This window comes from Pseudomonas sp. NPDC089752 (assembly GCF_044748725.1).
In the GTDB taxonomy this organism is placed as follows: domain Bacteria; phylum Pseudomonadota; class Gammaproteobacteria; order Pseudomonadales; family Pseudomonadaceae; genus Aquipseudomonas.
This window is the reverse complement of record NZ_JBIVGP010000002.1, coordinates 130,432-151,022: the sequence shown is the minus strand read 5'-3', so window position 1 is coordinate 151,022 and position 20,591 is coordinate 130,432. Positions and strand designations below refer to the sequence as shown.

At 62.0% G+C, this 20,591-nt stretch carries 17 protein-coding genes; 11 read left to right on the top strand and 6 right to left on the bottom strand.

What is annotated here, in order from left to right:
• The first annotated feature begins 282 nt into the window (after window positions 1–282).
• Entirely contained in the window at window positions 283–1,704 is a 1,422-nt protein-coding gene (locus tag ACIPZF_RS03520) for an amino acid permease (protein WP_400795263.1), read from the top strand.
• A 63-nt stretch (window positions 1,705–1,767) separates the two neighbouring features.
• Here the strand turns inward: ACIPZF_RS03520 and ACIPZF_RS03515 are convergent, their stop codons facing one another.
• Entirely contained in the window at window positions 1,768–2,652 is an 885-nt protein-coding gene (locus ACIPZF_RS03515) for a LysR substrate-binding domain-containing protein (protein ID WP_400795261.1), read from the bottom strand.
• Between the two features lie 152 nt (window positions 2,653–2,804).
• Here ACIPZF_RS03515 and ACIPZF_RS03510 point away from each other — a divergent pair, with 152 nt between their 5' ends.
• Window positions 2,805–5,825 carry an FAD-binding and (Fe-S)-binding domain-containing protein gene (locus ACIPZF_RS03510; RefSeq protein WP_400795259.1) on the top strand — a complete coding sequence of 1,007 codons (3,021 nt, stop codon included), beginning with the start codon at window positions 2,805–2,807 and terminating at the stop codon, window positions 5,823–5,825.
• Window positions 5,826–5,950: 125 nt separating this feature from the next.
• Here the strand turns inward: ACIPZF_RS03510 and ACIPZF_RS03505 are convergent, their stop codons facing one another.
• The 4 genes from ACIPZF_RS03505 to phhA all read right to left on the bottom strand — a co-directional run bounded on the left by ACIPZF_RS03505 (window position 5,951) and on the right by phhA (window position 8,737).
• Window positions 5,951–7,150: an MFS transporter gene (locus ACIPZF_RS03505; RefSeq protein WP_400795257.1), complete on the bottom strand. Its 1,200-nt coding sequence runs from the start codon at window positions 7,148–7,150 to the stop codon at window positions 5,951–5,953.
• An 89-nt stretch (window positions 7,151–7,239) separates the two neighbouring features.
• Window positions 7,240–7,365, bottom strand: a complete 126-nt coding sequence (locus ACIPZF_RS03500; RefSeq protein WP_255212384.1) for a hypothetical protein — start codon at window positions 7,363–7,365, stop codon at window positions 7,240–7,242.
• A gap of 188 nt (window positions 7,366–7,553) precedes the next feature.
• Window positions 7,554–7,910, bottom strand: coding sequence for a 4a-hydroxytetrahydrobiopterin dehydratase (locus ACIPZF_RS03495; RefSeq protein WP_003254532.1), 357 nt, complete (start codon window positions 7,908–7,910; stop codon window positions 7,554–7,556).
• 38 nt (window positions 7,911–7,948) lie between these two features.
• Window positions 7,949–8,737 (bottom strand): phenylalanine 4-monooxygenase, encoded by a 789-nt coding sequence (gene phhA / locus ACIPZF_RS03490; RefSeq protein WP_400795255.1) that lies wholly within the window; start codon window positions 8,735–8,737, stop codon window positions 7,949–7,951.
• A gap of 254 nt (window positions 8,738–8,991) precedes the next feature.
• Here phhA and ACIPZF_RS03485 point away from each other — a divergent pair, with 254 nt between their 5' ends.
• Complete coding sequence (locus ACIPZF_RS03485) at window positions 8,992–10,551, top strand: sigma-54-dependent transcriptional regulator (protein WP_400795253.1); 1,560 nt, start codon at window positions 8,992–8,994, stop codon at window positions 10,549–10,551.
• A gap of 46 nt (window positions 10,552–10,597) precedes the next feature.
• On the opposite strand, the gene ACIPZF_RS03480 is transcribed toward ACIPZF_RS03485, so the two are convergent.
• Entirely contained in the window at window positions 10,598–10,852 is a 255-nt protein-coding gene (locus ACIPZF_RS03480) for a DUF2790 domain-containing protein (protein ID WP_400795251.1), read from the bottom strand.
• A 425-nt stretch (window positions 10,853–11,277) separates the two neighbouring features.
• Here ACIPZF_RS03480 and acs point away from each other — a divergent pair, with 425 nt between their 5' ends.
• The 8 genes from acs to aruF all read left to right on the top strand — a co-directional run bounded on the left by acs (window position 11,278) and on the right by aruF (window position 20,574).
• Window positions 11,278–13,239 carry an acetate--CoA ligase gene (acs, locus tag ACIPZF_RS03475; RefSeq protein WP_400795249.1) on the top strand — a complete coding sequence of 654 codons (1,962 nt, stop codon included), beginning with the start codon at window positions 11,278–11,280 and terminating at the stop codon, window positions 13,237–13,239.
• 496 nt (window positions 13,240–13,735) lie between these two features.
• Complete coding sequence (locus tag ACIPZF_RS03470; protein WP_400795247.1) at window positions 13,736–14,521, top strand: ABC transporter substrate-binding protein; 786 nt, start codon at window positions 13,736–13,738, stop codon at window positions 14,519–14,521.
• A gap of 88 nt (window positions 14,522–14,609) precedes the next feature.
• Window positions 14,610–15,299 carry an ABC transporter permease gene (locus ACIPZF_RS03465; protein WP_400795245.1) on the top strand — a complete coding sequence of 230 codons (690 nt, stop codon included), beginning with the start codon at window positions 14,610–14,612 and terminating at the stop codon, window positions 15,297–15,299.
• Complete coding sequence (locus ACIPZF_RS03460; RefSeq protein WP_400795243.1) at window positions 15,296–15,994, top strand: ABC transporter permease; 699 nt, start codon at window positions 15,296–15,298, stop codon at window positions 15,992–15,994. The genes ACIPZF_RS03465 and ACIPZF_RS03460 overlap by 4 nt, the downstream gene beginning before the upstream one ends.
• Before the next feature lie 22 nt (window positions 15,995–16,016).
• Window positions 16,017–16,781 carry an ABC transporter ATP-binding protein gene (locus ACIPZF_RS03455; RefSeq protein ID WP_400795241.1) on the top strand — a complete coding sequence of 255 codons (765 nt, stop codon included), beginning with the start codon at window positions 16,017–16,019 and terminating at the stop codon, window positions 16,779–16,781.
• Between the two features lie 99 nt (window positions 16,782–16,880).
• Window positions 16,881–17,861, top strand: a complete 981-nt coding sequence (gene argR / locus ACIPZF_RS03450) for a transcriptional regulator ArgR (protein WP_400795239.1) — start codon at window positions 16,881–16,883, stop codon at window positions 17,859–17,861.
• A 330-nt stretch (window positions 17,862–18,191) separates the two neighbouring features.
• Window positions 18,192–19,412, top strand: a complete 1,221-nt coding sequence (locus ACIPZF_RS03445) for an aspartate aminotransferase family protein (RefSeq protein WP_400795237.1) — start codon at window positions 18,192–18,194, stop codon at window positions 19,410–19,412.
• Between the two features lie 142 nt (window positions 19,413–19,554).
• Window positions 19,555–20,574: an arginine/ornithine succinyltransferase subunit alpha gene (gene aruF / locus ACIPZF_RS03440; protein WP_400795235.1), complete on the top strand. Its 1,020-nt coding sequence runs from the start codon at window positions 19,555–19,557 to the stop codon at window positions 20,572–20,574.
• The last annotated feature ends 17 nt before the right edge of the window (window positions 20,575–20,591 follow it).

Here is a 20,591-nt window from a genome sequence, read left to right as displayed (position 1 = left end):
ATCACGCCGCCTCACCAGGCACCTACCACAGGATCGCTGCGTTTTTTCCCAAGGGAGCAACGCAACGCGTTGACGCCTGCGCGCTTGCAGGGGTATACAGTGCGCCGCGTTTTACCTGTGACCCTCTTGCGTACCGCGCACTCTTGCTCACACCCGGCTGAGCCGCTCTGGCGGCACCTGTGTTCAAGAAACCCAAGGTAACCACCTTGCCCATTCCGCTGCGCCACGAGCGCGGTGGGTCCGATCCCGTCACAGATAAAAACAATGCAGGTGACTACGTTCATGAGTGAACACAACATGCATTCAGGCGAGCTCAAGCGGGGCCTGAAGAACCGCCATATCCAGTTGATCGCCCTCGGCGGCGCAATTGGTACCGGCCTGTTCCTCGGTTCGGCAGGTGTGATGAAATACGCCGGCCCGTCGATGATCCTCGGCTACGCCATCTGCGGCTTCATCGCCTTCATGATCATGCGCCAGCTCGGCGAAATGATCGTCGAAGAGCCGGTCGCCGGTTCGTTCAGCCACTTTGCCCACAAGTACTGGGGCGGTTTCGCCGGCTTCATGTCGGGCTGGAACTGCTGGGTGCTGTATATCCTGGTGGGCATGTCGGAGCTCACTGCGGTCGGCAAATACATTCACTACTGGTGGCCGGAAATCCCGACCTGGGTGACGGCGGCGGGCTTCTTCCTGCTGATCAATTTCATCAACCTGATGAACGTGAAGGTGTTCGGCGAGGCCGAGTTCTGGTTCGCCATCATCAAGGTCGCGGCCATCGTCGGCATGATCGGCCTGGGTGCTTACCTGCTGACCAGCGGCAGCGGCGGCCCTGATGCCTCGGTGACCAACCTGTGGGCGCATGGCGGCTTCTTCCCGCATGGGGTCAGCGGCCTGGTCATGGCGTTGGCGTTCATCATGTTCTCCTTCGGCGGCCTGGAAATGCTCGGCTTCACTGCAGCGGAAGCCGACAAGCCGAAGACCGTGATCCCCAAGGCGATCAATCAGGTCATCTACCGCATCCTGATCTTCTACATCGGCGCGCTGGTCGTGCTGCTGTCGCTGACCCCGTGGGACAACCTGGTCGCCAGCATCGACGCCTCCGGCGGCAGCTACGGCAGCAGCCCGTTCGTGCAGGTGTTCTCCCTGCTGGGCAGCGACGTGGCCGCGCACCTGCTGAACTTCGTGGTGCTGACCGCGGCGCTGTCGGTGTACAACAGCGGCACCTACTGCAACGCCCGCATGCTGCTGGGCATGGCCGAACAAGGTGACGCCCCGGCCGCCCTGGCCAAGGTCGACAAGCGCGGTGTGCCGGTGCGTTCGATCCTGGCGTCGGCCGCGGTGACCGTGATCGCCGTGCTGCTCAACTACTTCATGCCGCAGAATGCGCTGGAGCTGCTGATGTCGCTGGTGGTGGCGACCCTGGTGATCAACTGGGCGATGATCAGCTACTCGCACCTGAAATTCCGCCAGCACCTCGACCGCACCGGCCAGAAGCCGCTGTTCAAGGCGCTGTGGTACCCCTATGGCAACTACATCTGTCTGGCGTTCGTGGTGCTGATCCTGGGCATCATGCTGCAGATCGATGGCATCAAGATCTCGGTGTATGCGATGCCGGTGTGGATCCTGGGGATGTTCGTGCTCTACCTGATCAAGCCCAAGCGCAGGACGTTGGGTAATGGCGCGGCCGCCGGTACTGTGGCCAAGTAAGGGCTGCCGGCGGTAAGCGAAACCCGATGCCAGGTCACTGGTATCGGGTTTTTTGTTGCCTGGTCAGATCTGCTCCAGCAACCAGCTGCGAAATGCCCGCAATGAAGGCAACGCCTCATTTCTCGGGGGGTAAATCAGGTAGTAGCTACGCTGGCTGGCAATCGCCGCGCCGGGGCTGAACAACTCTCCCTTTGCCAACTCTTCTTCCACCAGTATCCGCGGCACCAAGCCGATCCCGATCCCGGCGCGTACCGCCTGGATCAGGTGCGACGTCAGCTCGAAGCTCGGCCCCAGGCGCATGGAGCGGTGTGCCAAGCCATGGTGCGAAAACCACTCTCCCCAGGCATGCGGATTATTGGCGACATTCAGCAGCACCTCGGCGCTGATCCGTGCCGGGTTCCAACCTTGGGGGTCGCCACCGGCTTCTGGAGGCAGAATCACCACCAGTTCCTCGGCATGCAGGCGATGACAGATCAGCCCAGGCAGGTCATGGCTGGCCACGCCGATGGCGGCGTCGATCTCGCTGGTGTCGAAGTTGATCGCTTCGATGCGTGAATGAATATGCACCAGCATGCCCGGATGGGCGCTGTAGAAGGCGTGCAGGCGCGGCAGCAACCACTTGGAGCCGAAGGTGGGCAAGGTGGCCAGGCGCAGGGTGCCAACCCCGGACTGGTAAGCCAGGGCCTGCAACGTGGCACTGCGAATGCGCCCCAAAGCCTCACTGAGCTCGCGCTGGTAGAGCCGACCCACATCGGTGAGCTGAACCTGGCGGCCTTCCCGGCGGAACAGGGTGAGGCCCAGTTGTTGCTCCAGCGCCTGCACCTGGCGGCTGACTGCGCTCTGGGTCAGGGATAGCTCGGCGGCGGCGCGGGTGTAGCTTTCATGCCGGGCAGCGGCCTCGAAAGCCAGCAGCAGCGACATGGACGGTGTCAGGTGGCGGTAATTCATTCATAAAAGTCATCGATAGCGGCAGGATTATCCGTTTGCCCCTGAAGCGAAACTACAGGAACATTGGCCTATGCGTCATCCCCGCATGGCTTGACCCATGCCGGCATGACAGGAATTCCGTGAATTAGCCAATATCAAGAGGCCATCCTTCGATGATCGCCCAGCTGCCGACCGTTGCACCGAGCGCCAACTACCCCGAATTCCTCGAAGCCCTGCGCAACAGCGGCTTCCGGGGCCAGATCAGCGCCGACTACGGCACCCGTACGGTGCTGGCCACCGACAACTCGATCTACCAGCGCCTGCCCCAGGCGGCGGTGTTCCCGCTGGACGCCGATGACGTGGCGCGGGTCGCCACGCTGATGGGCGAGGCGCGCTTCCAGCAGGTCAAGCTGACTCCGCGCGGTGGCGGCACCGGCACCAACGGCCAGTCGCTGACCGACGGCATCATCGTCGACCTGTCGCGGCACATGAACACCATCCTCGAAATCAATGTCGAGGAACGTTGGGTGCGGGTGCAGGCCGGTGTGGTCAAGGACCAGCTCAACGCCGCGCTCAAGGCCCACGGCCTGTTCTTCGCCCCCGAGCTGTCCACCTCCAACCGCGCCACCGTCGGCGGCATGATCAATACCGACGCCAGCGGCCAGGGTAGCTGCACTTACGGCAAGACCCGCGATCACGTGCTGGAGCTGCACAGCGTGCTGCTCGGTGGCGAGCGTCTGCACAGCCGGCCGATTGACGATGCCGCGCTGGAGCAGGCCTGCGCCGCGCCTGGCCGGGTCGGCGAGGTCTATCGCACGGCACGCGAGATCCAGGAAACCCAGGCCGAGCTGATCGAAACCACCTTTCCCAAGCTCAACCGCTGCCTGACCGGCTACGACCTGGCGCACCTGCGCGACGAGCAGGGCCGCTTCAACCTCAACAGCGTGCTGTGTGGCGCCGAGGGCTCGCTGGGCTACGTAGTCGAAGCCAAGCTCAACGTCCTGCCCATCCCGAAATACGCGGTCCTGGTCAACGTTCGCTACACCAGCTTCATGGACGCGCTGCGCGATGCCAACGCGCTGATGGCGCACAAGCCGCTGTCGATCGAGACGGTCGACTCCAAGGTCTTGATGCTGGCGATGAAGGACATTGTCTGGCACAGCGTTGCCGAGTACTTCCCGGCCGACCCTGAGCGTCCGACCCTGGGTATCAACCTGGTGGAGTTCTGCGGCGACGAGCCGGCCGAGGTCAATGCCCGGGTGCAGGCCTTCGTCGAACACCTGCAGGCGGACACCAGCGTCGAGCGCCTTGGGCATACCCTGGCCGAGGGTGCCGAAGCCGTTACCCGTGTCTACGTGATGCGCAAGCGCTCGGTAGGCCTGCTGGGCAACGTCGAGGGCGAAGTGCGCCCGCAGCCGTTCGTGGAGGATACGGCAGTGCCGCCGGAGCAATTGGCGGACTACATCGCCGACTTCCGTGCGCTGCTCGATGGCTACGGCCTGGCCTACGGCATGTTCGGCCACGTCGACGCCGGCGTGCTGCACGTGCGCCCGGCGCTGGACATGAAAGACCCGGCCCAGGCTGCATTGGTCAAGCCGATCTCCGATGCAGTGGCGGCATTGACCAAGCGCTACGGCGGCCTGCTGTGGGGCGAGCATGGCAAGGGTTTGCGTTCGGAATACGTGCCGGAGTACTTCGGCGAGCTGTACCCGGCATTGCAGCGCCTGAAGGGCGCCTTCGACCCGCACAACCAGCTCAACCCCGGCAAGATCTGCACCCCGCCGGGCAGCGCCGAGGGCTTGACCCCGGTGGATGGCGTGACCTTGCGCGGCGATCTCGACCGCACCATCGATGAGCGCGTGTGGCAGGATTTCCCCAGTGCCGTGCACTGCAACGGCAACGGCGCCTGCTACAACTACGACCCCAACGACGCCATGTGCCCGTCCTGGAAGGCCACCCGCGAGCGCCAGCATTCGCCCAAGGGCCGTGCTTCGCTGATGCGCGAATGGCTGCGCCTGCAGGGCGAGGCGAATATCGACGTGCTGGCGGCGGCGCGCAACAAGGTGTCCTGGCTCAAGGGGCTGCCAGAGCGGCTGCGCAATAATCGCGGCCGCAGTCAGGGTCACGAAGATTTTTCCCACGAAGTCTACGACGCCATGGCCGGCTGCCTGGCGTGCAAATCCTGCGCTGGCCAATGCCCCATCAAGGTCAACGTGCCAGACTTCCGTTCGCGCTTTCTGGAGCTTTACCACGGCCGCTATCAGCGCCCGATGCGCGATTACCTGATCGGCTCGCTGGAGTTCACCATCCCGTACCTGGCCCACGCACCAGGGCTTTACAACGCGGTGATGGGCTCGAAGTGGGTGAGTAAGCTGCTGGCGGACAAGGTCGGCATGGTCGACAGCCCGCTGATCAGCCGCTTCAACTTCCAGGCCACCTTGACCCGCTGCCGAGTGGGCGTGGCCAGCGTGCCGGCACTGCGTGAACTGACCCCGGCCCAGCGCGAGCGCAGCATCGTGCTGGTGCAGGACGCGTTCACCCGCTATTTCGAGACGCCGCTGCTGGCCGCGTTCATCGAGTTGGCGCATCGTCTTGGTCACCGAGTATTCCTGGCGCCCTACAGTGCCAATGGCAAGCCGCTGCACGTGCAGGGTTTCCTCGGCGCCTTCGCCAAGGCGGCGATTCGCAACGCCACCCAGCTCAAGGCGTTGGCTGACTGCGGTGTGCCACTGGTGGGCCTGGATCCGGCGATGACCCTGGTGTATCGCCAGGAATACCAGAAAGTGCCGGGCCTGGAAGGTTGCCCGAAGGTGTTGCTGCCACAGGAATGGTTGATGGACGTGCTGCCCGAACAGGCGCCGACCGCGCCCGGCACCTTCCGCCTGATGGCGCACTGCACCGAGAAGACCAACGTGCCGGCCAGTACTCGTCAGTGGGAGATGGTGTTTGCGCGCCTGGGCCTGAAGTTGTCGACCGAAGCCACCGGTTGCTGTGGCATGTCCGGTACCTACGGGCATGAGGCGCGTAACCAGGGCACGTCACGGACCATCTTCGAGCAGTCGTGGGCGACCAAGCTGGACAAGGAGGGCGAGCCACTGGCCACGGGCTATTCGTGCCGCAGCCAGGTCAAGCGCATGACCGAGCGGCAGATGCGTCACCCGCTGGAAGTGGTGCTGCAGTACGCGCAGCGCTAGGTCAGTACCGGCCCTTTCGCGGGGCAAGCCGGATCGCCGGACCGCCGCTCCCACAAAATTTGCAGCGATGCTGACCCTGTGGGAGCGGGCTTGCCCGCGAAGGGGCCGCTGCAGACACTCCAGGATCAGACTTGCTGCATTGTATCTCGAGCCCGCCACGCTTGCCTGTAAAGGTACAAGCTCAGCCCAAGCCCGCAGAATGCCGCCGCTGCCGCAAACAGGAACATGGAAGCAAACCCGAACCCGGACGCCACCGCGCCCACCAGTGGCCCGGTGATCCCCAGTGACAAATCGATGAACAATGAATACGCGCCCACCGCCGCTCCACGGTTGGCCGCTGATACCTGATTGACCGCCTCCACCCCCAGCGCCGGAAATACCAGCGAGAAGCCGAAGCCGCTGAGTGCGGCCCCAGTCAATGCCATTTCGGCGCTGGGTGCCAGCCACAGCATCAGCAAGCCCAGGGTCTCCACGCAAAGGCAGGCGATCGCCACGCGAAACCCGCCAATCCGGTTGATCAGGTTGCCGAACAACAGCCGCGCGCAGATAAAGCTGGCGCCGAACAGGCTCAAGGTCAGTGCTGCATTCGCCCATCCTTGGCTGGCGTAATACAGGGTGATGAAGGTGGCGATGGTGCCGAACCCGATCGAGCCCAGCGCCAGCCCCGAACCATGCGGGAACACTTTGCCCAGCACCTGCAGGAACGGCAGGCGCACGCCGCTGACGATCGGCGCCGCGCGTTTTGGCCAGGCCAGCAACAGCCCGAGCACGCACAGCAGAATGATGCTCACGCCCATGCTCCACAGCCCCAGTTGCTTGACCATCAACACGCCCAGCGGGGCGCCGATGGCCAGGGCGCCGTAGCTGGCGATGCCGTTCCAGGAAATGACCTTGGCCGTGTTGTCGGCGCCGACCCGGCCAATCCCCCAGCCAATCGAGCCAGAGCCCACCAGGCTCTCGGCGCTGCCGAGCACCAGGCGGCCGACCAGCAGGCAGGTCAGGCTCAGCCACGGCAGGTGAGTGAGGTAGGCGCAGGCGAGCATGAACACACCGCTCAGGCCGCACCCGGCAAGGCCATACATGACCGCCTTCTTGCTGCCCAGGTTGTCGATGATGCGGCTTGCAGTGGGGCGGCTGAGCAGGGTGGCCAGGTATTGCACGCTGATCACAAGGCCCGCGATCACGGTGCTGAAGCCCAGGTCGTTGTGCACATAGCCGGGCAGCACGGCCAGGGGGATGCCGATGTTCAGGTAGCCGATGAAGGTGAACAGGACGATGGAGACGACTTGCAGGGTGACCGCAAGAGGGCGCGGTGAGTGGGGCATGGGGGCCTACTGTTCTGGACGGTGTGAAAACGTGATGAAGGCGGTAGTCCGCAGATCAGCCGTTTTCACACTGTCGGGGGGATGCGCGGTTATTCCTGGTCAGCGCTGGATTGATCGTCGCCATCCTCGACGGCGGGCGTCGGTTCGGAGTGGGCGGCAACGGTGGGCTCTTCTGGGTTCAGGCTTGGGAAGGGAAGATTCGGGATCTCGTGCATCTCGTCGTCCTCGCAAGTGTGAGTGAAAAGTCTGCGCCAGGCGCGTTTGGAGCTTTGCAAAGCTGGGGCAGGATACACAAGTCTGGATGACAGTTTGGATTTTTTCCCGGTCGCTTGTCGGTTTTGCGGGCGGATACCGGACATTATCGGGCAAAAAAACAGGGCCGTTGCGGCCCTGTCGGTGGTGTTTACTTACGGCCTTCGGCCGTTTCGGCCACCTTGTCGGTGCGCGCGCACATGATGAAATCGTTGCGGTGCAGGCCTTTGATCGAGTGGCTCCACCAGGTCACGGTGACCTTGCCCCATTCGGTCAGCAGGCCCGGGTGGTGGCCTTCGGCTTCAGCGATTTCGCCCACGGCGTTGGTGAAGGCCAGGGCATGCTTGAAGTTCTTGAACAGGAACACGCGCTCCAGCTCCATGTGGCCGTCGCGTACTTCGATGTTCCAGTCTGGGATCTCGCGGATCAGTTCGGCCAGCTCCTCGTCGGTGACTTTCGGCGCATCGGCGCGGCAGGCTTCGCAGTGGGCTTGGTTCAAGGCATTCATGGGTTTTTTTCCGATTCGAGTTATTGTCGCAAGGCCGCTCAGGCGGCGACCTTGGGTGGAAACTTCGGTGCATGCAGCCCTAGCTGCATGGCGTGCTGGACCATGCCCATGATGTCTTCGTGGGCCAGGTCGAACAGGCGCTTGAGGTTCGGCAGCACGAAATACAGCGGCTGCAGAATGTCGATACGGTACGGGGTGCGCATGGCCTCGACCGGGTCGAAGGCCTGGTGCTCCGGCTCACCGGACAAACTGTAGACGGTTTCCTTGGGCGAGGAGAGGATGCCGCCGCCGTAGATCTTGCGACCTTGTGGGGTCTCCATCAGGCCGAACTCGATGGTCATCCAGTACAGTCGCGCCAGGTACACGCGTTGTTCCTTGGTTGCAGCCAGGCCGAGCTTGCCATAGGTGTGGGTGAATTCGGCGAACCAGGGGTTGGTCAGCAGCGGGCAATGCCCAAAAATCTCGTGGAAGATGTCCGGTTCCTGCAGGTAGTCCAGTTCTTCCGGCGTGCGGATGAACGTGGCGACCGGGAAGCGTTTGCTGGCCAGCAGCTCGAAGAACGTCTGGAAGGGGATCAGCGCTGGCACGCGGGCAACCTGCCAACCAGTGGTGGCGCCCAGCACCTTGTTGACCTCGCCCAGTTGCGGGATGCGGTCATGGGGCAGCTTGAGCTGGTCGATACCGTCCAGGTACTCCTGGCAGGCGCGGCCTTCGATCACCTTCAGTTGGCGAGTGATCAGCGTGTTCCACACCGCATGCTCTTGCTGCGGGTAGTCGATAAAACCGTGCGCATCGGGCTCGCGTGCCACGTACTGCGTCTGTTTCATGTGGCTCTCCTGGTGAGGGCTTTCTTGTTATGTCCACGACATACGCTAGGAATATCCCTTCATTCGCTCAAATGCACGCGGTCACAGGGTGCAATTCGAGGTTTTTTGCGGGCGTTTCGTAACGATAATTTTACAAAAAGCCCGTCATCACGGAAAATTCGACACATCTGGCTGGCGTTAGGGCTCTTTTTGTCAGCTTATCTTTACGACTTTTCTGCGCGCAGTTAAAAAACTTCGCTGCTTCGAGAGCTTTCATGCGTATCAAAGTGCACTGCCAGAACCGAATCGGCATCCTTCGCGACATCCTCAACCTGCTGGTGGAGTACGGCATCAACGTGCTGCGTGGTGAGGTGGGGGGCGACCATGGCAACGCCATCTATCTGCACTGCCCGAATCTGATCAATCTGCAGTTCCAGGCACTGCGGCCAAAATTCGAGTCGATTGCCGGGGTGTTCGGAGTCAAGCGCGTAGGCCTGATGCCCAGCGAGCGGCGGCACATGGAGCTCAATGCGCTGTTGGGGGCGCTGGATTTCCCCGTACTGTCGGTGGATATGGGCGGCAGCATCGTGGCCGCCAACCGTAGCGCCGCGCAGTTGCTCGGCGTGCGCGTCGACGAGGTGCCCGGCATGCCATTGGCGCGCTACGTCGAGGATTTCGATCTGCCGGAGCTGGTACGGGCCAACCAGTCGCGCATCAACGGTCTGCGGGTGAAGGTCAAAGGCGATGTGTTTCTGGCCGACATTGCACCGCTGCAGTCCGAACATGACGAAAGCGAAGCGTTGGCTGGCGCCGTGCTTACACTGCACCGCGCTGACCGTATTGGCGAGCGTATCTATAACGTGCGCAAGCAGGAACTGCGCGGCTTCGACAGCATCTTCCAGAGTTCGCGGGTGATGGCGGCGGTGGTGCGCGAGGCACGGCGCATGGCGCCACTGGATGCGCCACTGCTGATCGAAGGCGAGACCGGCACGGGCAAAGAGTTGCTGGCGCGCGCCTGTCACCTGGCCAGCCCGCGCGGCCAGGCGCCGTTGATGGCGCTCAACTGCGCCGGCCTGCCGGAATCCATGGCTGAAACCGAGCTGTTCGGTTATGGCCCGGGGGCTTTCGAGGGTGCGCGCGCCGAAGGCAAGCTTGGGCTGCTGGAACTGACCGCTGGCGGCACGCTGTTTCTCGATGGAGTAGGGGAAATGAGCCCCCGGCTGCAGGTAAAACTGCTGCGCTTTCTGCAGGACGGGTGCTTCCGGCGCGTCGGCAGCGATGAAGAGGTGTACCTGGATGTTCGGGTGATCTGCGCAACCCAGGTGGACCTGTCCGAATTGTGCGCCCGTGGCGAGTTCCGTCAGGACCTCTATCACCGCCTCAATGTGCTGTCGTTGCACATACCGCCGCTGCGCGAGTGCATGGATGGCCTTGAGGGGTTGGTGCAGCACTTCCTCGATCAGGCCAGCCGGCAGATCGGTTGCGCCATGCCGCGCCTGGCGCCGGCGGCGATGGACAAACTTGCGCACTACCATTGGCCAGGCAATGTTCGGCAACTGGAAAACGTATTGTTCCAAGCCGTTTCATTGTGTGAAGGCGGGGTGGTGAAGAGCGAGCATATCCGCTTGCCAGACTATGGGGTTCGGCAACCGCTGGGTGAGTTTTCTTTGGATGGAAATCTTTCAGACATTGTCGGACGATTTGAAAAGGCGGTATTGGAAAGTTTGCTGGGCGAATACTCAAGTAGTCGCGCGCTGGGTAAACGCTTGGGCGTATCCCATACAACGATCGCCAACAAGTTGCGAGATTATTCGCTCGGCAAGTCTGCAGATTAGTTAGATCGCGAGCGGGCCCCCGTGGGGCCCTGTTCAGCCGAAACGATCAGCCGTTGGAGCAGCCGTTGCCCATCACGCGGTATTCGAGAATGTGCTTCTGGCCCTGGGAATCTTCATAGGTCATGCGGGCAGGCACGACTTCGCAGACATTCGGCACTTCGCTCATGGAGATGACGCGAGCGATGTCCAGATGCTGCGAGTAACTGTACTGTTCAACCGGAATCTGCTCGACATCGTTTGCCTCGCCGGCCATCGCCGCGCTGCAAAGACTGCCAAGTACCAATGCCAGTAAAGCTTTCATTTTCTATTTACCTGTCTAAGGTCGTGAAGGGGCGCGCGGCACGTGTGGCGCCGCGAATAAAGCCAAGTTTTCAACTATCGGATTAGTAGGGGATTAACAGGTTGCCTTCGTGGGGGCTGTTACTGTTTCCAGTTGTTAATCCCTTGCCGTTGCTGGCGAGGTGAATCTTATGCCTGGCCAATTAAGGGAAACAGAGGGTGTTTTGATAAAGTTTTTTCGCCTTTTGACAGAATCTGTAACAATCCATCGGCAGGATATTTCGTTTTTACCCCTCGCCGGGCCGCCGGCTGCGGCCTAGCGCCTTCTCCGCCAATTGCCGGGTTTACATTCGGTCGCGTTACTACCATCGTCGTATGGCTTTTGCCGCTCTGGTACAGTTACAAACGGTTCCATACAAAAACAACTATTACACCGAGGTAACACAGATGAGTGCGGCTCCACTGTATCCCGTTCGTCCCGAGGTTGCGGCCACTACCCTGACCGACGAGGCCACCTACAAGGCCATGTACCAGCAATCGGTGATCAACCCGGACGGCTTCTGGCGTGAGCAGGCCCAGCGTCTGGACTGGATCAAGCCTTTCACCAAGGTCAAGCAGACCTCTTTCGACGACCATCATGTCGATATCAAGTGGTTTGCCGACGGCACTCTGAACGTTTCTTCCAACTGCCTGGACCGCCATCTCGCCGAGCGCGGCGACCAGCTGGCAATCATCTGGGAGGGCGACGACCCCTCCGAACACCGCAACATCACCTACCGCGAGCTGCACGAGCAGGTCTGCAAGTTCGCCAACGCCCTGCGTGGCCAGGACGTGCACCGTGGCGATGTGGTGACCATCTACATGCCGATGATCCCGGAGGCCGTGGTGGCCATGCTGGCCTGTGCCCGCATCGGTGCCATCCACTCGGTGGTGTTCGGTGGTTTCTCGCCGGAGGCGCTGGCGGGGCGGATCATCGATTGCAAATCCAAGGTGGTGATCACCGCCGACGAGGGCGTGCGTGGTGGCCGTCGTACCCCGCTCAAGGCCAACGTCGACCTGGCGCTGACCAACCCGGAAACCAACAGCGTGCAGAAGATCATCGTGTGCAAGCGCACCGGTGGCGACATCGCCTGGCACCAGCACCGCGACATCTGGTACGAAGACTTGATGAAGGTTGCCTCCAGCCACTGCGCGCCCAAGGAGATGGGCGCCGAGGAAGCGCTGTTCATCCTTTATACCTCCGGCTCAACCGGCAAGCCCAAGGGCGTGCTGCACACAACTGGCGGCTACCTTGTCTATGCCGCGCTGACCCATGAGCGCGTATTCGACTATCGCCCGGGCGAAGTGTACTGGTGCACCGCCGACGTCGGTTGGGTCACCGGCCACAGCTATATCGTCTACGGCCCGCTGGCCAATGGCGCGACCACGCTGCTGTTCGAAGGCGTGCCGAACTACCCGGACATCACCCGGGTGTCGAAGATCGTCGACAAGCACAAGGTCAACATCCTCTACACCGCCCCTACCGCCATCCGCGCGATGATGGCCGAAGGCGAGGCGGCCGTTGCCGGCGCCGACGGTTCCAGCCTGCGCCTGCTGGGCTCGGTGGGCGAGCCGATCAACCCCGAGGCGTGGAACTGGTACTACAAGACCGTGGGCAAGGAACGCTGCCCGATCGTCGACACCTGGTGGCAGACCGAAACCGGCGGCATCCTGATCAGCCCGCTGCCGGGTGCCACTGGCCTCAAGCCGGGCTCGGCGACCCGCCCGTTCTTTGGCGTGGTGCCGGCGCTGGTGGATAACCTCGGTAACCTGATCGACGGCGCGGCCGAAGGCAACCTGGTGATTCTCGATTCCTGGCCTGGCCAGTCGCGTTCGCTGTACGGCGACCACGACCGCTTCGTCGACACCTACTTCAAGACCTTCCGTGGCATGTATTTCACCGGTGACGGCGCGCGCCGCGACGAGGATGGCTACTACTGGATCACCGGGCGGGTCGATGACGTGCTCAACGTATCCGGTCACCGCATGGGCACCGCCGAGATCGAGAGCGCCATGGTGGCCCATGCCAAGGTGGCCGAGGCCGCCGTGGTGGGTGTGCCGCACGACATCAAGGGGCAGGGTATTTATGTCTACGTCACCCTCAATGCCGGTGTCGAGTCGAGCGAGCAATTGCGCCTGGAGCTCAAGAACTGGGTGCGCAAGGAGATCGGTCCGATCGCTTCGCCGGATGTGATCCAGTGGGCGCCGGGGCTGCCGAAGACCCGCTCGGGCAAGATCATGCGGCGGATCCTGCGCAAGATCGCCACCGGTGAATACGATGCGCTGGGTGATATTTCGACGCTGGCCGATCCGGGGGTGGTGCAGCATTTGATCGATACCCACAAGGCGATGAACCTGGCTTCGGCCTGACCGATACTGGGGCTGCTCTGCAGCCCATTCGCGGGCAAGCCCGCGAATGGCTTCAAGGAAATATCAAGTCTTGCTCTGTTACCCGACATTCATCGGTAACTCTTCTGTCAGCGAATTCGCACAAAAATGGGGTGCTGAGAAACAATAGAGTGCCCTTTGGGTGCGTTTTTCCTGGCATTTTGTGTAGCGCAGCACGCTGCGCTTGCCGTAGAACAAGGCTTTGCCAATAATAGGCCCAGTAATTGCTAGATCTATGGGTTCTATTTCCCTCGCATTTGCATATTTTGCAAAGGCTGTCAACCTGGCTCGATGCGATTTCAAGCGCTTCTGTAAGTAGTTGTCGCTTTGAAGAAATATCGACTATCGGGCTGTCGTTAAAATGCCACTCACTCGCTCGTGGTCATCGATCGACCTTGCGCGGCTTGCGTTGTACCCATTCGCATATCGGGCAGCTGTTACTCTGCCTTGTATTGCCCCGTACCGATGGAGTTACCTGATGAAGAAGCTCGCACTGCTTGGCGCCCTGGCGCTTTCCGTGTTTTCCCTGGTGTCGCAGGCCGAAGAAAAACCGTTGAAAATCGGTATCGAAGCCGCCTACCCACCCTTCGCCTTCAAGCAGCCTGATGGCAGCATCGCCGGTTTCGACTACGACATCGGCAACGCCCTGTGCGAAGAGATGAAAGCCAAGTGCACCTGGGTCGAGCAGGAATTCGATGGCCTGATCCCAGCGCTGAAAGTGCGTAAGATCGATGCCATCCTGTCGTCCATGTCGATCACCGAAGACCGCAAGAAATCGGTCGACTTCACCAAGCGCTATTACCTGACCCCAGCCCGTCTGGTGATGAAGGAAGGCACTGCCGTGAGCGACAGCCTGGCTGAACTCAAAGGCAAGAAGATCGGCGTGCAGCGCGGCTCGATCCACGACCGCTTCGCCAAGGAAGTGCTGGCCCCGCAAGGCGCCACCGTCGTGCCTTACGGCACCCAGAACGAAATCTACCTGGACGTCGCCGCTGGCCGCCTCGACGGCACCGTGGCCGATGCCACGCTGCTCGAAGACGGCTTCCTGAAAACCGACGCCGGCAAAGGCTTTGCCTTCGTAGGCCCATCGTTCACCGACGTGAAGTACTTTGGTGATGGCGTCGGTATCGCCGTGCGCAAGGGTGACAAGGCCAACGCCGACCGCATCAATGCCGCCATCGATGCCATCCGTGCCAACGGCAAGTACAAAGAGATCGAGAAGAAGTACTTCAACTTCGATATCTACGGTCCAGACTCGAACTAAGACGTCGAGTTTCACCTGTGCAATGGTGCAAACAACAGAGGCTCTGAGGTTTGCACCATTTTTCATTCTCTAGGTCGAGGACCTCATCATGTTGAAAGGCTACGGGGCAGTCATCCTCGACGGGGCGTGGCTGACGCTGCAGCTCGCCCTGTCGTCGATGGCCCTGGCCATCGTGCTCGGCCTGATCGGCGTGGCGCTGCGCTTGTCGCCGGTGCGCTGGCTGGCCTGGTTGGGCGATATGTATTCCACGGTGATCCGCGGGATTCCGGACCTGGTGCTGATCCTGCTGATCTTCTATGGCGGCCAGGACATCATCAACCGAGTGGCGCCGCTGCTCGGCTACGACGACTACATCGACTTGAACCCGCTGGTCGCCGGTATCGGCACGCTGGGCTTCATCTTTGGCGCGTATCTGTCGGAGACCTTCCGCGGCGCCTTCCTCGGTATTCCCAAGGGCCAGGCCGAAGCCGGCGTGGCCTATGGCATGAGCAACCGTCAGGTATTCTTCCGCATCCAGGTGCCGCAGATGATCCGCCTGGCGATCCCAGGCTTCACCAACAACTGGCTGGTGCTGACCAAGGCCACAGCGCTGATCTCGGTGGTCGGCCTGCAGGACATGATGTTCAAGGCCAAGCAGGCGGCAGATGCCACGCGCGAACCCTTTACCTTCTTCCTCGCGGTGGCGGCGTTGTACCTGGTGCTGACCAGTGTCTCGCTGCTGGCCCTGAAGTATCTCGAGAAGCGCTACTCGGTGGGCGTCAAGGTGGCTGAACTATGATCTTCGACTACAACGTCGTCTGGGAAGCCATGCCGCTGTACCTTGGCGGCTTGCTGACGACCCTCAAGTTGCTGGCGATATCGCTGTTCTTCGGCCTGCTGGCGGCTGTGCCGCTGGGCCTGATGCGCGTGTCCAGGCAACCGGTGGTGAACTTCACGGCATGGCTGTATACCTACGTGATTCGCGGTACGCCGATGCTGGTGCAGCTGTTTCTGATCTACTACGGCCTGGCTCAGTTCGAGGCGGTGCGCGAGAGTATCTTCTGGCCATTGCTGTCCAGTGCGACCTTCTGTGCCTGCCTGGCATTCGGTATCAATACCAGTGCCTACACCGCCGAAATCATCGCCGGCAGCCTCAAGGCCACGCCCCATGGCGAGATCGAGGCGGCCAAGGCCATGGGCATGTCGCGCATGAAGATGTACCGCCGCATCCTGCTGCCGTCAGCCCTGCGCCGGGCGTTGCCGCAGTACAGCAACGAAGTGATCATGATGCTGCAGACCACCAGCCTGGCGTCGATCGTCACGCTGATCGACATCACCGGTGCCGCACGCACGGTCAATGCCCAGTACTACCTGCCTTTCGAGGCCTACATCACGGCGGGCGTGTTCTATCTGTGCCTGACCTTCATCCTGGTGCGCCTGTTCAAGATGGCCGAACGCCGCTGGCTCGGCTACCTGGCGCCGCGCAAGCACTGAACGCTCTGTGAGAACCGACAGCATGTACAAACTCGAAGTCCAAGACCTGCACAAGCGCTATGGCAGCCATGAAGTCCTCAAGGGCGTGTCCCTGGCGGCCAAGGCAGGCGATGTGATCAGCATCATCGGCTCCAGCGGTTCGGGCAAGTCGACTTTCCTGCGCTGCATAAACCTGCTCGAGCAGCCGCACGCCGGCAAGATCCTGCTCAACAACGAAGAGCTGAAGCTGGTCGCCAGCAAGGACGGCGCGCTGAAGGCATCCGACCCCCGCCAGTTGCAGCGCATGCGCTCGCGCCTGTCGATGGTGTTCCAGCACTTCAACCTGTGGTCGCACATGACCGCGCTGGAAAACATCATCGAAGCGCCTGTGCACGTGCTGGGCGTGAGCAAGAAGGAAGCCCTTGAGAAGGCCGAGCACTACCTGGCCAAGGTAGGCGTGGCGCACCGCAAGGACGCTTTCCCCGGGCACATGTCCGGCGGTGAGCAACAACGTGTGGCAATTGCCCGCGCGCTGGCCATGGAGCCTGAGGTTATGCTGTTCGACGAACCGACCTCGGCACTCGACCCGGAGTTGGTTGGCGATGTGCTCAAGGTCATGCAGGCGCTGGCCCAGGAAGGCCGGACCATGGTGGTGGTGACGCATGAGATGGGCTTTGCCCGCGAGGTGTCCAACCAGCTGGTGTTCCTGCACAAAGGCCTGGTCGAAGAAACCGGCTGCCCGCGCGAAGTGCTGGCGAACCCGCAATCGGAACGGCTCAAGCAGTTTCTCTCCGGCAGCCTGAAGTAAAGGCTGCACCTTTGCACCAGAATAGGGCATGCTGCGCAGCGAGCGCAGCCTGCCCCGGCGCTACAGACTCGAACGACCCCAGGTTTCGGACCGCACCCTATGACCACCCAGCGTATCGGTTTTCTCATCTGGCCCAGCACCAGGCCTTTGACCCTGGCGCTGGCGGAGGAAGTGTTGCTGGTGGCCCAGCGGGTGCATCCCGATGTGGTCTACGAGCTGGCCTTCCTGCAGGCGGAGCCGGCCGAGGAGGGCGCCTGGCGGTTGCCGGGCGAGCCCTGGAGTGGCCGCCTGGAAGGCTGTCACAAGCTGTTTCTGCTGGCTGACGACGTGCCTCAAGCGGTGGGCTCTGCGCTTTCGGCGGGGCTCAAGCAACTGGCTCGCAGCGGCTGCATGATCGGCGGTCTTTCCGCAGGGGTGTATCCGCTGGCCATGCTCGGTCTGCTCGATGGCTATCGTGCTGCGGTGCACTGGCGCTGGCAGGATGATTTTGCCGAGCGCTTCCCGAAGGTGATTGCCACCAGTCACCTGTTCGACTGGGATCGTGATCGCCTGACCGCTTGTGGCGGCATGGCCGTGACCGACTTGCTGCTGGCGGTGCTGGCGCGCGATCACGGTGCCGAGCTTGCCGGGGCGGTGTCCGAGGAACTGGTGGTCGAGCGCATTCGCGAGGGTGGTGAGCGTCAGCGCATTCCGCTGCAGAACCGCCTCGGTTCCAGTCATCCGAAGCTGACCCAAGCGGTACTGCTGATGGAAGCCAACATCGAAGAGCCCTTGACCACCGACGAAATCGCCCAGCATGTGTGCGTGTCGCGCCGGCAACTGGAGCGCATCTTCAAGCAATACCTCAATCGGGTGCCGAGCCAGTATTACCTGGAACTGCGCCTGAACAAGGCGCGGCAGATGCTGATGCAGACCAGCAAGTCGATCATTCAGATCGGGTTGTCGTGCGGTTTCTCGTCCGGGCCGCATTTTTCCAGTGCGTACCGTAACTTCTTTGGCGCAACGCCGCGGGAAGATCGTAATCAGCGGCGTAGCAGCAGCCCGTTCGAGCTGAGCTCGGCGCCTGCCGAAAAGGGTTGAGATCTTAGTCGTCAGTGCCGGCCTATTCGCGGGGCAAGCCCGCTCCCACAAGTTGAGGTGAGCGCCAACTTTGTGGGAGCGGGCTTGTCCCGCGAAAGGGTCGGTACAAGCAACTTCCCCTCATATGTGTACACCCGTTCACCCAGCCCCCTCTCTCCCGTACACTGCGCGATTGCGACAGTGTTTGTCGCATTGCCGAAAGCCTGGGTAAAACAGGGTTTTGCGCTGTAACAAGTTGTCGCTTGGCCGCAAGGACAGGCGCTGATCAGTCCTTACAATCCCCCCATCGCTCGCCACTTCCAGGCCAGCGTTCCTCTTCAGGAGACTCAGATGTCCGTTGAGCAAGCCCCGGTGCAACGTGCCGATTTCGACCAGGTCATGGTCCCCAACTATTCTCCGGCGGCCTTCATTCCTGTGCGAGGCGAGGGTTCCCGCGTCTGGGACCAGTCGGGTCGCGAGCTCATCGACTTTGCCGGCGGCATCGCGGTGAACGCCCTGGGTCATTGCCACCCAGCACTGGTCAAGGCCCTGACCGACCAGGCCAATACCCTCTGGCACGTGTCCAACGTCTTCACCAACGAGCCGGCCCTGCGTTTGGCGCACAAGCTGGTCGACGCCACCTTTGCCGACCGTGCGTTCTTCTGCAACTCCGGCGCCGAGGCCAACGAGGCCGCTTTCAAGCTGGCCCGTCGCGTCGCCCATGACCGCTTCGGCCCCGAAAAGCATGAAATCATCGCCACCGTGAACAGCTTCCACGGTCGCACCCTGTTCACCGTCAGCGTCGGTGGCCAGCCGAAATACTCCGACGGTTTCGGCCCGAAGATCACCGGCATCAGCCATGTGCCCTACAACGACCTGGAAGCGTTGAAGGCGCAGATTTCCGACAAGACCTGCGCCGTGGTCATCGAGCCGATCCAGGGCGAGAGCGGTGTGGTGCCGGCCGACAAGGCGTACCTGGAAGGTGCGCGCAAGCTGTGTGACGAGCACAACGCCCTGCTGATCTTCGACGAAGTGCAGACCGGTGTCGGCCGTACCGGTTCGCTGTATGCCTATCAGCACTACGGCGTGACCCCGGACATCCTCACCAGCGCCAAGAGCCTGGGTGGTGGTTTCCCAATCGGCGCCATGCTCACCACGACAGACCTGGCCAAGCACTTGGCCGTAGGCACCCACGGCACCACCTATGGCGGCAACCCGCTGGGCTGCGCCGTCGCCTGTGCCGTGCTGGACGTGATCAATACCCCTGAGACCCTGGCTGGCATCAAAGCCAAGCACGAGCGCTTCAAAACCCGTCTGGAAAAGATCGGCCAACAGACCGGCCTGTTCTCCCAGGTGCGCGGCGTCGGCCTGCTGATCGGCTGCGTGCTGACCGAAGCCTGGCAGGGCAAGGCCAAGGACATCCTCAACGCCGCCGAGAAGGAAGGTGTGATGGTGCTGCAGGCTGGCCCGGATGTGGTGCGTTTCGCACCCAGCCTGGTGGTCGAGGATGCCGACATCGACGAAGGCCTGGCCCGCTTCGAGCGCGCCGTGGCCAAGCTGACCCAGGGCTGAACCGCCTGCGGTCCTTTCGCCGGCCCTGAGCGGGCTGGCGATACCTGAATTCCAGTGTGGGCGCGTGCTTGCAGATTCAATCACGCGCCTGCCGTTTTTCCGTGCCGTCCTGAGCGGCCCGTTTTTCCAAAGGAGTGACACCATGCTGGTGATGCGCCCCGCGCAAATGGCTGATCTGAACGAAGTGCAGCGCATGGCTGCAGACAGCCCCGTTGGTGTCACCTCGCTGCCGGACGATACTGCCCGTCTGGGCGACAAGATCGCCGCCTCGGAAACGTCGTTCGCCGCCGAAGTCAGCTTCAACGGTGAAGAGAGCTACTTCTTCGTGCTCGAAGACAGCAAGACCGGCAAGTTGGCCGGTTGCTCGGCCATCGTCGCTTCGGCCGGCTATTCCGAGCCGTTCTACAGTTTCCGTAACGAAACCTTCGTGCACGCTTCGCGCGAGCTGAAGATTCACAACAAGATCCATGTTCTGTCGCTGTGCCACGACCTGACCGGCAACAGCCTGCTGACCAGCTTTTATGTGCTGCCCGAACTGGTCGACAGTGGCTGGGCCGAGCTCAATTCGCGCGGTCGCCTGCTGTTCATGGCGGCGCACCCGGAGCGCTTCGCCGATTCGGTGGTCACCGAGATCGTCGGTTACAGCGACGAGCAGGGCGAATCGCCGTTCTGGGACGCCATCGGTCGCAACTTCTTCGACCTCAACTACGCCCATGCCGAGCGCCTGTGTGGACTCAAAAGCCGCACCTTCCTTGCCGAGCTGATGCCGCATTACCCGATCTACGTACCGCTGCTGCCGGATGCCGCCCAGGAAGCCATGGGCCAGGTGCATCCGCGGGCGCAGATCACCTTCGACATCCTCATGCGCGAAGGCTTCGAGACCGAGCACTACATCGACATCTTCGACGGCGGCCCAACCTTGCACGCGCGCGCCTCGGGCATTCGCTCGATCGCCCAGAGCCGCGTGGTGCCGGTCAGGCTGGATGAGGCGCCGGTCAAAGGTGGTCGGCCGTACCTGGTATGCAACGGCCAGCTGCAGGATTACCGGGCCGTGCTGGTGGAGCTGGACTGGGTGCCGGGCAAGCCGGTCAGCCTCAGTGCCGAGGCAGCCGAAGCATTGGGTGTGGGCGAGGGCGCCAGCGTGCGCCTGGTCGCGGTCTGACGCCTGGGAACAGAGAG

What these genes read in the sequence shown, in the direction of transcription:
- ACIPZF_RS03470 (WP_400795247.1), top strand. Translation starts at nt 13,736, where the DNA reads ATGAAGAAGCTCGCACTGCTTGGCGCCCTGGCGCTTTCCGTGTTTTCC.
- ACIPZF_RS03465 (WP_400795245.1), top strand. Translation starts at nt 14,610, where the DNA reads ATGTTGAAAGGCTACGGGGCAGTCATCCTCGACGGGGCGTGGCTGACG.
- ACIPZF_RS03515 (WP_400795261.1), bottom strand. Translation starts at nt 2,652, where the DNA reads ATGAATTACCGCCACCTGACACCGTCCATGTCGCTGCTGCTGGCTTTC.
- ACIPZF_RS03480 (WP_400795251.1), bottom strand. Translation starts at nt 10,852, where the DNA reads ATGAAAGCTTTACTGGCATTGGTACTTGGCAGTCTTTGCAGCGCGGCG.
- aruF (WP_400795235.1), top strand. Translation starts at nt 19,555, where the DNA reads ATGCTGGTGATGCGCCCCGCGCAAATGGCTGATCTGAACGAAGTGCAG.
- ACIPZF_RS03485 (WP_400795253.1), top strand. Translation starts at nt 8,992, where the DNA reads ATGCGTATCAAAGTGCACTGCCAGAACCGAATCGGCATCCTTCGCGAC.
- ACIPZF_RS03520 (WP_400795263.1), top strand. Translation starts at nt 283, where the DNA reads ATGAGTGAACACAACATGCATTCAGGCGAGCTCAAGCGGGGCCTGAAG.
- acs (WP_400795249.1), top strand. Translation starts at nt 11,278, where the DNA reads ATGAGTGCGGCTCCACTGTATCCCGTTCGTCCCGAGGTTGCGGCCACT.
- ACIPZF_RS03510 (WP_400795259.1), top strand. Translation starts at nt 2,805, where the DNA reads ATGATCGCCCAGCTGCCGACCGTTGCACCGAGCGCCAACTACCCCGAA.
- phhA (WP_400795255.1), bottom strand. Translation starts at nt 8,737, where the DNA reads ATGAAACAGACGCAGTACGTGGCACGCGAGCCCGATGCGCACGGTTTT.
- ACIPZF_RS03495 (WP_003254532.1), bottom strand. Translation starts at nt 7,910, where the DNA reads ATGAATGCCTTGAACCAAGCCCACTGCGAAGCCTGCCGCGCCGATGCG.
- ACIPZF_RS03455 (WP_400795241.1), top strand. Translation starts at nt 16,017, where the DNA reads ATGTACAAACTCGAAGTCCAAGACCTGCACAAGCGCTATGGCAGCCAT.
- ACIPZF_RS03445 (WP_400795237.1), top strand. Translation starts at nt 18,192, where the DNA reads ATGTCCGTTGAGCAAGCCCCGGTGCAACGTGCCGATTTCGACCAGGTC.
- ACIPZF_RS03460 (WP_400795243.1), top strand. Translation starts at nt 15,296, where the DNA reads ATGATCTTCGACTACAACGTCGTCTGGGAAGCCATGCCGCTGTACCTT.
- ACIPZF_RS03500 (WP_255212384.1), bottom strand. Translation starts at nt 7,365, where the DNA reads ATGCACGAGATCCCGAATCTTCCCTTCCCAAGCCTGAACCCAGAAGAG.
- ACIPZF_RS03505 (WP_400795257.1), bottom strand. Translation starts at nt 7,150, where the DNA reads ATGCCCCACTCACCGCGCCCTCTTGCGGTCACCCTGCAAGTCGTCTCC.
- argR (WP_400795239.1), top strand. Translation starts at nt 16,881, where the DNA reads ATGACCACCCAGCGTATCGGTTTTCTCATCTGGCCCAGCACCAGGCCT.